The 12,754-nt window shown below is 71.6% G+C and carries 12 protein-coding genes, 1 tRNA gene and 1 other RNA gene; 2 read left to right on the forward strand and 12 right to left on the reverse strand.

Translation table 11 applies throughout. The features are described 5' to 3' along the window. From ACIRPK_RS27655 to ffs, 10 genes are all read right to left on the reverse strand, one after another. Positions 1-801 (reverse strand): SURF1 family protein, encoded by an 801-nt coding sequence (locus tag ACIRPK_RS27655; protein WP_403043020.1) that lies wholly within the window; start codon positions 799-801, stop codon positions 1-3. Positions 802-1,259: 458 nt separating this feature from the next. Beyond that, positions 1,260-2,288 (reverse strand): hypothetical protein, encoded by a 1,029-nt coding sequence (locus ACIRPK_RS27660; protein WP_403043022.1) that lies wholly within the window; start codon positions 2,286-2,288, stop codon positions 1,260-1,262. Next, on the reverse strand, positions 2,281-2,802 hold the full coding sequence (locus ACIRPK_RS27665; RefSeq protein ID WP_403043025.1) for a SigE family RNA polymerase sigma factor: 522 nt from the start codon (positions 2,800-2,802) through the stop codon (positions 2,281-2,283). The genes ACIRPK_RS27660 and ACIRPK_RS27665 overlap by 8 nt, the downstream gene beginning before the upstream one ends. A 227-nt stretch (positions 2,803-3,029) precedes the next feature. Continuing rightward, complete coding sequence (locus ACIRPK_RS27670; protein ID WP_403043028.1) at positions 3,030-4,094, reverse strand: aspartate-semialdehyde dehydrogenase; 1,065 nt, start codon at positions 4,092-4,094, stop codon at positions 3,030-3,032. After that, positions 4,091-5,371: an aspartate kinase gene (locus ACIRPK_RS27675; protein ID WP_403043030.1), complete on the reverse strand. Its 1,281-nt coding sequence runs from the start codon at positions 5,369-5,371 to the stop codon at positions 4,091-4,093. The genes ACIRPK_RS27670 and ACIRPK_RS27675 overlap by 4 nt, the downstream gene beginning before the upstream one ends. Before the next feature lie 292 nt (positions 5,372-5,663). Continuing rightward, on the reverse strand, positions 5,664-6,353 hold the full coding sequence (locus ACIRPK_RS27680; RefSeq protein ID WP_403043032.1) for a DUF5063 domain-containing protein: 690 nt from the start codon (positions 6,351-6,353) through the stop codon (positions 5,664-5,666). Then, positions 6,346-6,945 carry a recombination mediator RecR gene (gene recR / locus ACIRPK_RS27685; RefSeq protein WP_057234470.1) on the reverse strand — a complete coding sequence of 200 codons (600 nt, stop codon included), beginning with the start codon at positions 6,943-6,945 and terminating at the stop codon, positions 6,346-6,348. Before recR ends, ACIRPK_RS27680 begins: the two co-directional genes overlap by 8 nt. A gap of 159 nt (positions 6,946-7,104) precedes the next feature. Beyond that, on the reverse strand, positions 7,105-7,443 hold the full coding sequence (locus tag ACIRPK_RS27690; RefSeq protein WP_184917303.1) for a YbaB/EbfC family nucleoid-associated protein: 339 nt from the start codon (positions 7,441-7,443) through the stop codon (positions 7,105-7,107). A 76-nt stretch (positions 7,444-7,519) separates the two neighbouring features. Then, complete coding sequence (locus ACIRPK_RS27695) at positions 7,520-9,724, reverse strand: DNA polymerase III subunit gamma and tau (RefSeq protein ID WP_403043035.1); 2,205 nt, start codon at positions 9,722-9,724, stop codon at positions 7,520-7,522. 50 nt (positions 9,725-9,774) lie between these two features. Continuing rightward, positions 9,775-9,865: signal recognition particle sRNA small type (gene ffs, locus ACIRPK_RS27700), an RNA gene on the reverse strand. Positions 9,866-9,996: 131 nt separating this feature from the next. Here ffs and ACIRPK_RS27705 point away from each other — a divergent pair. After that, a tRNA-Ser gene (locus ACIRPK_RS27705) sits at positions 9,997-10,081 on the forward strand. Between the two features lie 56 nt (positions 10,082-10,137). Here the strand turns inward: ACIRPK_RS27705 and ACIRPK_RS27710 are convergent. Both ACIRPK_RS27710 and ACIRPK_RS27715 read right to left on the reverse strand, forming a co-directional pair. Then, positions 10,138-10,419: a helix-turn-helix transcriptional regulator gene (locus ACIRPK_RS27710; protein ID WP_403043037.1), complete on the reverse strand. Its 282-nt coding sequence runs from the start codon at positions 10,417-10,419 to the stop codon at positions 10,138-10,140. 735 nt (positions 10,420-11,154) lie between these two features. After that, positions 11,155-11,919 carry a TIR domain-containing protein gene (locus ACIRPK_RS27715; RefSeq protein ID WP_403043040.1) on the reverse strand — a complete coding sequence of 255 codons (765 nt, stop codon included), beginning with the start codon at positions 11,917-11,919 and terminating at the stop codon, positions 11,155-11,157. 311 nt (positions 11,920-12,230) lie between these two features. Between ACIRPK_RS27715 and ACIRPK_RS27720 the strand changes: the two genes are divergently transcribed. Beyond that, positions 12,231-12,707: a hypothetical protein gene (locus ACIRPK_RS27720; protein ID WP_403043043.1), complete on the forward strand. Its 477-nt coding sequence runs from the start codon at positions 12,231-12,233 to the stop codon at positions 12,705-12,707. Positions 12,708-12,754 lie beyond the last annotated feature (47 nt).

The following is a 12,754-nucleotide window of genomic DNA, read 5'->3' on the forward strand; positions in this document are numbered from 1 at the left end:
TCAGTCGGTGACCGGGTCCAGTCCGAGGGCCCGGTCACCGGCGTTCTCCGCCTCGCGGCGGGCCAGCCGGAACCACATGAAGACCACGAAGCCGCCGAAGACGAACCACTCCAGGGTGTAGCCCAGGTTCTGGAACGCCCGCAGGCTCAGACCGTTGCCGCCCTGCGGCTGCACCGTCGGCACCACGGTCAGGCCGTCCGCCACCGTGTCGGCGGCCACCCAGCCGTCGTACCCGACGTCCGGCAGCACGTTCACCAGCGCCGCCGGGCTGATCGTGCCCAACTGCCCCTCGGGCAGGCCCCCGGCCACCGCACCGTTGCTGCCGCTGTTCTCCGGCGCCTGGAGCCGCCCGGTGACGGTCACCGGGCCGGAGTCGACCTCCGGCGCGGTCCGCCCTGCGGCCGGGCCCGCCGCCCAGCCGCGGACCACGGCCACGCAGGCGCCTCCGCTCTCCCGGCCGTCCGGGCAGAGCGGGGTGAGCACGTAGTAGCCCTGCTTGCCGTCCACCGTGCGGTTGGGGACGAGCAGTTGGTGCGCCGCGTCGTACCGGCCGGTCAGGGTGACCGCGCGGCCGACCGTCTCGGTGGTGACCCGGGCCCGCGCGTCCGGCAGCAGCTCGGCGAACGGGACCGCCGCACCGCCGGTCGCCGCGTCGGCGGAGCGGACCGCGTCCTGGTGCCGCTTCACCTGGTCCTCGAACCGGCTGAGCTGCCAGGAACCGAGGAACAGGCAGACCACGACCGCCAGGACGGCGACCACGGTGCCGCCGAGCCAGCGCGAAGTCAGGAGAAACCGGTACACACACACCACGGTAACGACCCCTACACCCACCCCCGACACCAGGGCCTCACGCTGCCGACTTTTGTGCAGGTGCTTCGGGTCTACGGTCCAGGGGCTCGGGGCTCTGCTGATGTGCGGCTCCGCCGCGTGGGCGACGCCGACTTTTGGCAGGTGCTCAGCCCGCTACGGAGTCAGGGGCTCGGGGAACTGCGACGCCGGCCTCGGAACAGGTGATCCGTTCAGGGGTGGTCAGGGACTTTCGTCTGTGACCCGAACGCCAGATCTCCTCGCAGTTCCCCGAGCCCCTGGATAGTGCAACGGAACGCCCTGCCAAAAGGCACAGCCCCCAGCCCCTGGATAGTGCAACGGACTCGCCTGCCCACGGCACAGCCCCGAGCCCCTGGACCGTAGATGCTCAGGCGCCTGCCAAAAGTGCAGCCCCGAGAACCTGGACGGTGGCGGCAGCCAGGCCCGCCGGGCTACGGCCCCGTGGAGGGGGAGGTGCCCGGGATGCGTTCCGGTCCGTTGCGGTAGACGGTGCCCGTGCAGGCGTTGGCCAAGGTGGCGACCACCTGGGGGCCGCCCGGCTCCGGGGTGTGGGTGAGGGTGAGGGTGGGCCGGCCCGGGGTCGGGCTGGCCGTCGGAGCGGGTGACTCGCCCGCCGACGGCGAGGTTTCGGGGCCCGGGGCCTCACTCGCGCCCGCCGTCCCGGCCGATCCCGGACCGGCCGCCAGTGCCCGGGAGTTGACGACCTCGGCACCGGGGCAGGGCCCGTCCGGCACCCAGCCGAACCGGACCTGGTAGCCCGCCATCGGCGGGAGCAGCACCGGCCCGCCCCCCACCGGCTCGGCCAGCCCGGCGGCCGGCCCGCCGGCCGTGTGCGGGGCCACCTTGACCGTGGCAGAGTCGGTCACCAGCCGGCCACCGCCGACCAGTTCGCAGGCCCGCCCGGAGGTGTTGACCACCCGGAACCACCCGTACACCCGGCCCTCCGGATCGGCCGCCGCCAGGTGCGAGCTGCCCTGCCCGAGGTCGGCCGGCCCGCAGCCGGGTACCGGCGTCGTGCCCGCCGTCGGCGAGCCGGGGACACCGGCCAGCGACCCGCTGGTGGTCACCTCGGGCAGCGGCCCGGTCGGGGAGCCGACGGGCGAGGCGGTGACGACCGGCATCGGCAGCGAGGTGGACCGCCCGGTGCCGCCGCTCCTCGACGGCCCCGGCGTGACGGCCGGGCCGGACGGCCCGGTCGCGAGCGGGCCGTCCACCGGCCCGCCGGAGAGGTCGAGTTGCTGCACCCCGTGGATGGTCGGCAGGGCGGCGGCGGCGAGCAGCGCGGCTGCCACCACGCCCGTCCACCTGGTCCGGTGTCTGGCGCGGCGCCGGGGCACCTGGTCGTGCAGCCGGGGCAGCGCGGTCGGGTCGGGCTCGACCTCGGCCACCGCCCGGTGCAGCCGGTCGCGCAGTTCCCGCACCAACGGGTCCTCCCCCGAGGGCCGCCGGCCGTCAGTCATCGCTGCTCTCCATCAGCACCCGCAGCGCGGCCAGACCGCGCGAGCCGTACGCCTTCACCGAGCCGACCGAGATCCCGAGCGCGTCGGCCACCTGGGCCTCCGTCAGATCGGCGTAGTAGCGCAGCACCAGCACCTCCCGCTGACGGCGTTGCAAGCCTCGGAGCGCGGCCTTCAACTGGTCGCGCTCCAGCGCATCGTAGGCGCCTTCTTCTGCACTGGCCATGTCAGGCATCGGCTTGGGCAGCAGCCGCAGGCCCAGGATCCGCCGGCGCAGGGTGGAGCGGGACAGGTTGACCACGGTCTGCCGCAGGTAGGCCAGGGTCTTCTCGGGTTCGCGGACCCGGCGCCGGGCCGCGTGCACCCGGACGAAAGCCTCCTGCACCACGTCCTCGCAGGAGGCGACGTCGTCCAGCAGCAGGGCCGCCAGCCGGAGCAGGGAGCGGTAGTGCGCCTGGTAGGTGGCGGTCAGATGGTCGACGCTGGCTCCCGCCGCGTCCGCCGCGGCGGTGCCCATCCGGCTACCGACCGGCCGCGCCGCCACGCGCACCGTGCCCACCCGCACTGCCCCCACCACGTTCGCCACGCATGTTGGACACTTGATCCCCTGTCATGGTTGCCCCCGACTGCGGGCTCATTCTCCCGCACCTGCCGAGGTGCCTCCAGTGCCCTTGCGGGGGAATCTGACGGATCGTCTGCCGTTCACCCGGACTCAACCTCCACCGGACGACCACACCCGGGGGCTCAGCCCAGCCGGGAGAACTCCGCCGCCACCAGCTCGGCGATCTGCACCGCGTTCAGGGCGGCACCCTTGCGCAGGTTGTCGCCGCAGACGAAGAGGTCGAGCGCGGTGGGGTCGTCGAGCGCGACCCTGACCCGGCCGACCCAGACCGGATCCGTCCCGACCGCGTCGTTCGGGGTGGGGAACTCCCCCGCCGCCGGGTCGTCGTAGAGCACCACGCCCGGGGCGTTCTGCAGGATCTCCTGCGCGGCGGCCAGGCTCACCTCGCGTTCGAAGACCGCGTGCACGGCCAGCGAGTGGGTGGTGACCACCGGGATCCGGACGCAGGTGGCGGAGACCTTCAGGCCCGGCAGGCCGAGGATCTTCCGCGACTCGTTGCGGACCTTGAGCTCCTCGGAGGACCAGCCGCCGTCCTCCACCGTGCCGGACCACGGCACCGCGTTCAGGGCCAGCGGCGCGGCGAACGGGCCGTTGTCGCCGACCACGGCCCGCAGGTCACCGGTCTGCTCACCGACCGAGGTGCCGGCCACCTCGGCGATCTGGGTCCGCAGGGCGTCCACCCCGCTCTGCCCGGCGCCGGAGGCGGCCTGGTACGCGGCGACCACCAGCTCGCTCAGCCCGTACTCGGAGTGCAGCGCGGCCAGCCCGCCGATCAGGGTGAGCACGGTGCAGTTGGGGTTGGCGATGATCCCGCGCGGGCGGATCAGCGCCGCCGGGGCGTTCACCTCGGGGACCACCAGCGGGACGTCCTGGTCCATCCGGAACGCGCCGGAGTTGTCGACCACCACCACGCCCTTGGCGGCGGCGATCGGGGCCCAGCGGGCGGCGATGTCGTCCGGTACGTCGAAGATCGCCACGTCGATCCCGGCGAACGCCTCCTCGTCGAGCCCGACCACCTCGGTCTCCACCCCGCGGACCGTCAGCCGACGGCCCGCCGAACGGGACGAGGCGATCAGCCGGATCTCCCCCCAGACGTCCCGCCGGATGGAGAGGAGACCGAGCAGTACGGCTCCGACGGCGCCCGTGGCGCCGACCACCGCGAGGCTCGGCCTCCTCTCCGGGGTCATCGGCCGGTACCGCCGTAGACGACCGCCTCGTCCGTCTCGGTGTCCAGACCGAAAGCGCTGTGCACGGCCCGGACCGCCTCGTTGACGTCGTCCGCGCGGGTGACCACCGAGATCCGGATCTCCGAGGTGGAGATCAGCTCGATGTTCACGCCGGCCTCGGAGAGCGCCTCGAAGAAGGTCGCGGTCACGCCGGGGTTGGAGCGCATGCCCGCACCGACCAGCGAGATCTTGCCGATCGCGTCGTCGTAGCGGAGCGACTCGAAGCCGATGCCCTCCTTGACCCGGCCGAGTGCGTCGATGGCCTTCTGGCCTTCGGTCTTCGGGCAGGTGAAGGAGATGTCGGTGAGACCGGTGGACGCCGCCGAGACGTTCTGCACCACCATGTCGATGTTGACCTCGGCGTCCGCGATGGCGCGGAAGATCCGGGCGGCCTCGCCCGGCTTGTCGGGCACGCCAACGACCGTGACCTTGGCCTCGGACGTGTCGTGGGCGACTCCGGAGATGATCGCCTGCTCCATCTCGCCCCCTTCGGGCTTGGTCGGGTTGATGCTGCTGACAATGGTCCCCGGCAGGCCGGAGAAGGACGAGCGTACGTGAATCGGGATGTTGTAGCGCCGCGCGTACTCCACACAGCGGTCCAGCAGGACCTTTGAGCCGGACGAGGCCAGCTCCAGCATGTCCTCGAAGCCGATCCAGTCGATCTTGCGGGCCTTCTTCACCACCCGCGGGTCGGCGGTGAACACGCCGTCCACGTCGGTGTAGATCTCGCAGACCTCGGCGCTCAGCGCGGCGGCCAGCGCCACCGCGGTGGTGTCCGAGCCGCCCCGGCCGAGGGTGGTGATGTCCTTGCTGACCTGGGAGACACCCTGGAAGCCGGCCACGATCGCGATGTTGCCCTCGTCCAGGGCGTTCCGGATCCGGCCCGGCGTCACGTCGATGATGCGCGCCTTGTTGTGGACCGAGTCGGTGATGACCCCGGCCTGGCTGCCCGTGAAGGACTGGGCCTCGTGGCCCAGCGACCGGATCGCCATGGCCAGCAGGGCCATCGAGATCCGCTCTCCAGCGGTCAGCAGCATGTCGAACTCGCGTCCGGAGGGGATCGGGGAGACCTGCTCCGCGAGTTCGATGAGCTCGTCCGTCGTGTCGCCCATGGCGGACACCACGACGACGACCTCATGGCCGGCCTTCTTGGTGTCGACGATCCTGCGGGCTACGCGCTTGATGCCCTCGGCATCCGCTACGGATGAGCCGCCGTACTTCTGCACGACAAGGCCCACGTGCGCTCCTCGACTAGTGTCGTTTTCGGGGGACTGGTGGCCCCCGCACCCCCGGGGGAACGGGGGCGCTGCGGTCGGCGCCAGTCTAGCGAGCGGCCTGGGCCCGACCTGCGGTTTCCATATGATGAGACGCGGATATCACGAGGTGGGCAGCCGTCCGGCCGCCGGGACCGGCAGGTCTGCGGGCCCGGCCCGACCTCCCCGGAGAATCGCCGGGGAGGTCGGCGCGGCACCTCGGATTTCGCGTCGGCGGGTCGGCGGTGACTGGTGCGTCACACCGGCGCGGCGCCGCCTACAGGCCGAGCTCGGCGACCATCAGGTCGCCCGCCTGCTGCTCCAGCTGCTCGTCGGTCAGCCCGTCGTCGTCGGTGTCCGCACCGTCCGCCGCCGCGCCGATCGGGCTGTCCAGCCGGACGTGCGCGATCAGCGACTGCAGCGCCCGGAGCACCGCCGTACAGGTCGAACCCCAGCTGGACAGGTAGGAGAACTGCCACCACCAGAGCGCCTCGCTGACCCGGCCCTCCTGGTAGTGCGTCAGACCGTGCCGCAGCTCGGCGACCACACCCGCCAGGTCGTCCGAGATCCGGAACGCGCTCGGCTTCTCCGGCGGCCCGTACGGGTCGAAGACCTCGTGGTAGACGTCGATCGGGGCGAGCAGCGCGGCCAGCCGCTCGCGCAGCTCGACCCCGTCCGGCTCCGGGCCCGCGTCCGGCTCGAACCGGTCCTCCGGGACGACGTCCTCGATCGCGCCCAGGCGGCCACCGGCCAGCAGCAGCTGCGAGACCTCCAGCAGGAGCAGCGAGACCACGCTGCCGGGCTCGTCGCCCTTGGCGACCTCGGTGACCGCGAGCACGAAGCTCTCCACCGAGTCCGCGATCTGCACCGCGAAGTCGTCCGGCTCGTGCCGGTGCTGCGGGCCGCCGGGTGCGGCGGCACCGGGGTGCGCGCCGGCGGGCTGGGTACTGCTGGGCTGCTCAGACATCGAGAAGTCGTCTCCCTTCGAAGGCCCGTCCGAGGGTGACCTCGTCGGCGTACTCCAAGTCCCCACCGACCGGCAGGCCGCTGGCCAGCCGGGTCACCTTCAGGCCCATCGGCTTGCACAGCCGGGCCAGATAGGTGGCGGTCGCCTCCCCCTCCAGGTTGGGGTCGGTCGCCAGGATCAGCTCGGTGACCGTGCCGTCCGCCAGCCTGGTCATCAGCTCGCGGATCCGCAGGTCGTCCGGCCCGATGCCCTCGATCGGGCTGATCGCGCCGCCCAGCACGTGGTACCGGCCGCGGAACTCGCGGGTCCGCTCCACCGCCACCACGTCCTTGGGCTCCTCGACCACGCAGATCACCGCGAGGTCGCGCCGCTGGTCCAGGCAGACCCGGCACCGCTCGGCCTCCGCGACATTGCCGCAGACCACGCAGAACCGGACCTTCTCCTTGACCTCCAGCAGCGCGTGCGCCAGCCGGCGCACGTCCACCGGGTCGGCCTGCAGCACGTGGAAGGCGATCCGCTGCGCGCTCTTGGGCCCGACGCCGGGCAGCCTGCCCAGTTCGTCGATCAGGTCCTGAACCACGCCCTCGTACAACTTCGCGCCTTCCCTCGGGCCCTGGCCACCGGCGGTGCCGTCGGCTCCGGTGCCATCATCCAACGAATCGGGCGTCGGACACACCGTCCGACGCCCGACTCACCATAAATCTCGCGCCGCCCCACCGGTGCGGAACCGGCGGCCGGGCAGAACAGCAGGTCAGAACGGCAGACCGGGGATGCCGCCGCCGAGGCCCTGGGCCAGCGGGCCCATCCGCTCGGCCTGCATCTTCTGGGCGGTCGCGTTCGCGTCCCGGACGGCGGCCAGGATCAGGTCGGCCAACGTCTCGGTGTCCTCCGGGTCGACCGCGGCCGGCGCGATGGTCAGCGAGACCAGCTCACCCGCACCGGTCACCGTCACCTCGACCAGGCCACCGCCCGCCGAACCGGCCACGTGCGCCTCCGCCAGCTCGCGCTGCGCCTTGGCGAGCTCCTCCTGCATCTTCTGCGCCTGCTTCAGCAGCTGCTGCATATTGGGCTGGCCACCACCAGGGAACACGGCTCACTCCTGTACCTGTACGACTACGACTCACGCCTGCGGAAACACTTCCGACCCGAGCCTACGTCGACCGGGCTCAGCGGTTGTGGTGAATCTCCTCCAGGACCGTGGCGCCCAGCTCACGGACGATCAGCTCCTGGCTGTGCGCCCCCTGGTCGACCTGGGTGGGCGACGGGCCGCTGAAGCTGGCGTCACCCTCCAGGTCGTAGTCGTCCGGCGGGTAGTCCTCCGCCGGCGGCCCGTCGACCGGCGGCGCGGGCGCGCGGACGGGGGTGGGCACCGGGGCGGCCGGCGAAGGCGCGGCCGGCTGCTGCGGGGACGCGGGCGCGGTCTGGGCCGACCAGGACTGCGGCGGTGCGGCCTGCACCGGCGTGGGCTGCGGGGGCTGGGCCTGCGGCGGAGCCTGCTGCTGGTGCTGCGGCTGACTCTGCTGCGGGGCACCCCAACCCCCGGTCGACGGCGGCGGGTTCCCACCGGCGCCGGCGGCCACCCCGCCGCTGGTGCCACCGGACGGGTCGACGATGCACTCGACCCGCCAGTCCACCCCGAGGGAGTCGGCCAGCGCCTGCTTGAGCACCTCGTCGCTGTTGCTGCCGACGAAGCTGTCACGGGCGCCCGCGTTGATGAACGAGACCTGCAGGACGCTGCCGTCGAAACCCGCGACCTGACCGTTCTGGCTGAGCAGGATCCAGGTGAACCGGCGGCGGTTCTTCACCGCCTCCAGGATCTGCGGCCAGAGCTGCCGGACCTGGCCCGCGCCCTGCTGGGCGGAGACCGAGGGCTGACCGGCCGTCAGCTGCGGAGCCGCCGACTGGACCGGCGGGGCGGGCTGGGCGGGCTGGGCCGGTGCCACCGGGGCGGGGGCGGGGGCGGGCGCCTCCTGCGCCGGCGCACCGGCGGACGGGAAGCTGCGCGGGATCGGCCACGCGCCGGGGGCGGCGGCTGCGGGCTGACCGGGCGTCACCTGCCCGGGCGGGGCGGCCTGCGGCGGTGCGGCCTGGACGGGCGGTGCGAGCTGGACGGGCGGTGCGGGCGGTGCCACCTGGACCGGCGGTGCCTGCTGCTGCATCGGGGGTGCCACCTGCATCGGCGGGGCGGCCGACGGCGCCGCGAAGCCGCCCGTGGCCGCCCGGCGCTCCAGCTTGTCCAGCCGCGCCTGCAGCGACAGCTCGTCGCCGTACGCGCCGGGCAGCATCACCCGGGCACAGATCAGCTCCAGCTGGAGCCTCGGCGCGGAGTTCCCCCGCATCTCGGTCAGCCCGGTGTTGACCAGGTCGGCCGCCCGGCTCAGGTCGGCCGGACCGAACCGGTCCGCCTGGGCCTGCATGATCGCGACCCGGTCGGCCGGGGCGTCGATCAGCCCCTTCTCCCCGGCGTCCGGCACGGTGGCCAGGATCACCAGGTCACGCAGCCGCTCCAGCAGGTCGGTGACGAACCGGCGCGGGTCGTGCCCGCCCTCGACCACCCGGTCCACCACCTGGAAGACCGTCGCCCCGTCCTGCGCGGCGAACGCGTCCACCACTTCGTCCAGCAGCGCCGAGTCGGTGTACCCGAGCAGCGCGGTGGCCATCGCGTACGTGACGCCGCCCTCGCCGGCCCCGGCGAGCAGCTGGTCCATCACCGACATCGAGTCCCGGACCGAGCCCGCGCCGGACCGGACCACCAGCGGGAAGACCGAGTCCTCGACCGCGATCTGCTCCCGCCCGCACACCTGCGCCAGGTAGTCCCGCAGCGTGCCGGGCGGCACCAGCCGGAACGGGTAGTGGTGCGTCCGGGACCGGATTGTCCCGATCACCTTCTCCGGCTCGGTGGTGGCGAAGATGAACTTCAGGTGCTCCGGCGGCTCCTCCACCACCTTCAGCAGCGCGTTGAACCCGGCCGGGGTCACCATGTGCGCCTCGTCCAGGATGAAGATCTTGTACCTGCTGTGCACCGGCGCGAAGAACGCCCGCTCGCGCAGGTCACGCGCGTCGTCCACACCACCGTGCGAGGCGGCGTCGATCTCGATCACGTCGATCGAACCGGGCCCCCCGGTCGCCAGGTCCGTGCAGGACTGGCACTCTCCGCACGGGGTGGGCGTCGGGCCCTGCGCACAGTTCAGGCAGCGGGCCAGGATGCGGGCGCTGGTGGTCTTCCCGCACCCGCGCGGCCCGCTGAACAGGTAGGCGTGGTTGACCCTGTTGTTGCGCAGGGCCTGCTGGAGCGGAGCGGTCACGTGCTCCTGCCCGATGACCTCGGCGAAAGTCTCGGGGCGATAGCGGCGGTACAGGGCTAGGGACACACCCCCGACGATATCGGGACGGGCGGACAAACGCGGTCCCCCGGGAACGCAAGGACCCCTCGTGCACCCGCCAGAGCCCTCCTACCCTTGCTGCCTTCCGGCCCTGGGGGAGTTCAGAGAGATAACGCCGCACGAGGGGCTGCCCCAAGAGTAGCGGATCCCCGACCGAAGCCCCACCACCACCCCTCCACCCCGAACCGCAGGCCACCACCCCCACCCACCTGCGGATGGGTGGTCGCGAGCACCCCCGAACATGTACTAAGCTCTCCCACGGAGGATTCGCCTAGTGGCCTAGGGCGCACGCTTGGAAAGCGTGTTGGGATAAAACCCTCACGAGTTCGAATCTCGTATCCTCCGCCTTCACGAAGGCCCCGGACCGCTCAGCGGTCCGGGGCCTTCGTCGTTCTCCGGCTTCAGTCGTCGGTGATCCCGGCGGCGAACCGGGCGCCGGCTTCGATGTCGTCGTAGTGCACCCGCACGTCCTGGATGCGGAGCTCGCGCAGCAGGTCGGGCATCCGCACCACGTACGCCCGCCCGACCCTTCGCAGCGGACACGGAAAGGTGCCGCGCCCGACCCACCGGTAGGCAGTCGCCATGCTGAGACCCAGCGCGGATGCAGCCACTCGCAGCCCGACCTCTGCGGGAAGACCGAACACCACCGTGAACGGGACGTACTCGTCAGGACGGCCCGTCATGAGCCTCCCCTTCCAAAACGAACAAGGTGGGCTGTTCGGCTCGGCCGAGGAGGCCTCCGCCGAGCGACACCGCTGGCCGGGACCGGCCGGCCCGTCGTATCTGACGCACGTGCGGCAGGAGGCCCAGGCGATGCGCCAGCGAACCCAGGCGCTCGCCTTGAGCCTGCTGGAGCAGCCTCCCGGACATCGTGGTGACGGCCACGATGCCAGTGGGCCCGCCGACCGGCACACGGGGCTCGTCCGTGCTCCGTGCAGCACTCCCTTCCTTCACCAATGTCTCCAGAGAGCCACGCCGACCGGTCTGCCATCCGGCGGCGAATGCCGCGTCCACCAGGTGTCGTTCGAGGCCCGCTCGCAGCTCACCCCCGGTCCGCATACCCTGCAGCACTCCGAGGAGCAGAGCGGAGGCGACATCGGCCTGCTCGGCTCCCGTTCGACGGGAGATCACATACGCCGCTCCGCGGAGCCGCGGCGCAAGCAATCGCATCGCGATCAGAGCCCAGATCCGCTCGGCCCCACCCTCCCCCTCCGCTTCCGCGCGGAGGTGCCACGCCACGTGTCGCCAGGCAGCCGCTCGTTCCGGCGAATCGAGGTCGTCGCCGCTCGCGAGAAGCCTGAGCTCGTCCAACGTGGCGGACGTGCCCCCCTCGCAGGGAAGCGCGGTCCCGCAGGGCAGCATCACGCGGCAACGCGCCTCGACAAGGCTACAGACACCGGCGAACACGTCGGACGTCCTCAAGACCGCTCACCCCGGCTACCGTCAGCCTCTTCAGCGCGGGCCGCGTCCTTCGCAACATCGGAGGACCTGGACTCCGGGTACGGCTCGGTCATCCGGTAGAGGTGGCCTGTCCCTGTGTGGGCCGAACCTCGCACCACACCGACGAAGGTTCCCGAGAAGTCACCGTTGACGTTCCCGATCCCGCCGTCCTGGAAATGCTGGATCTCCTGGATGGCGCCAGCCCGCCAGGATGAGGTCAGTCGCACCGAAGAGGGCGGGCTGGGCCGGTGCCCATTGGGCCGGGCGGCAACGGCGAGTCGAGGCAGCAGTTCCGTGAGGTCCTTGACCAACCCTGCCAGGTCAGCGTCGGTCGTACGGTGATCGAGCCTGCGGTGCCGGCAGTCAGCGAGGTCGCCGATCTCCGCAGGAAGGTTCGCACGCCGCAAACGCTCCGCTCCCCCGACCAGCAGCGGAATCACCAGCGCTCCAACTTCGAGTGCCTCAAGGATCTCTCTCCTGACCCGATCCCCCTCGCTGTCCGGTGTGCCTGCCCCAGCTGAACCCGCGATCTCCGACGCCCAACGAGGCCCGATCACCGCCAGCAGCGCGCCACTGCGACTGGCAGTCGCGAGCAGGCCGCCCGGGAATCGGCCACCCGGCCCGATCGGCCTGCTCGCCCGGAGCACGTTCTCTGCGCCGAATGCATGCGTCAGCTCTGTGTTCACCAGCGTTGCGACCGCCTCTTCGTCGCTGGTTCGGTAATTCACAAAGATCAAAGCCATGGAGAGTTCCGTCCTGTTCGCACAGCAAAGGTCTCCCGGGCCGCCGATCCAATCCCTCTTCAGCCCGTCTCACATCACTCTGGCAGCACCCGGAACCATCTCGCAGGGAAGCACCCGGTTTCCCGTTTCCTCCTGGCCCGCAACCGTCCGAGCCATCGGCCGGAGCCTCCATGCCGGGCGGCCGGCTGGTACCTAACTCCCAACAGGAGAAGGCATGTTGAATCAACATGAGACGCGATAGGCATCTGCGGAAAACTGCCCCCACGCACGGCTCCGAGCCGCTATGGTGGCGACGAGCTACCAGGGGGAGCATGTTGTCGGATTCCTTGCATGCAATCGCGTCCGAGGCTGGTTTCGCCGTAGTCCAAACGGCTGGAACCGACTTGTGGCCGGCATTCCACCATCAACTGGCCAGCTGGATCGCGCGTGAGGACAGGCAGGTCGAACGGTCAGCACTGGCCCACCTGTCGGAAACGGCTGCCGCTCTGCGCACGGCCGACGAAGCGGATGTCTGGAGCGTCTCAGCCCGCCACACCGTGGCCTGGCAAGACCGCTTCGTCACCCTGCTGGAGCGGCTCGAGGCCACCGAACGCGATTCTGCGGCCTCGCAACTGCAGTTCCTCATACGGGGCCACTCGACCGGGGCCCCCCGGGAAGCCGGCACTGCAGGTGCCGTCACCAGCCAGAACCTCCGCCTGCAAGCAGGCGACAATTCCCTGGTCGCAGCAGTGGTGAACGGGGACGTGAGGCTGGTTTTTCGTCATGCCCCGGATCTGCCCCAGGGCTGAGCGGACCCGGTGGCTCTGGCAAGCCCTCCTGCCCGGACAACGACGAA

This window comes from Kitasatospora sp. NPDC101801, from assembly GCF_044766665.1.
In the GTDB taxonomy this organism is placed as follows: Bacteria; Actinomycetota; Actinomycetes; order Streptomycetales; family Streptomycetaceae; genus Kitasatospora.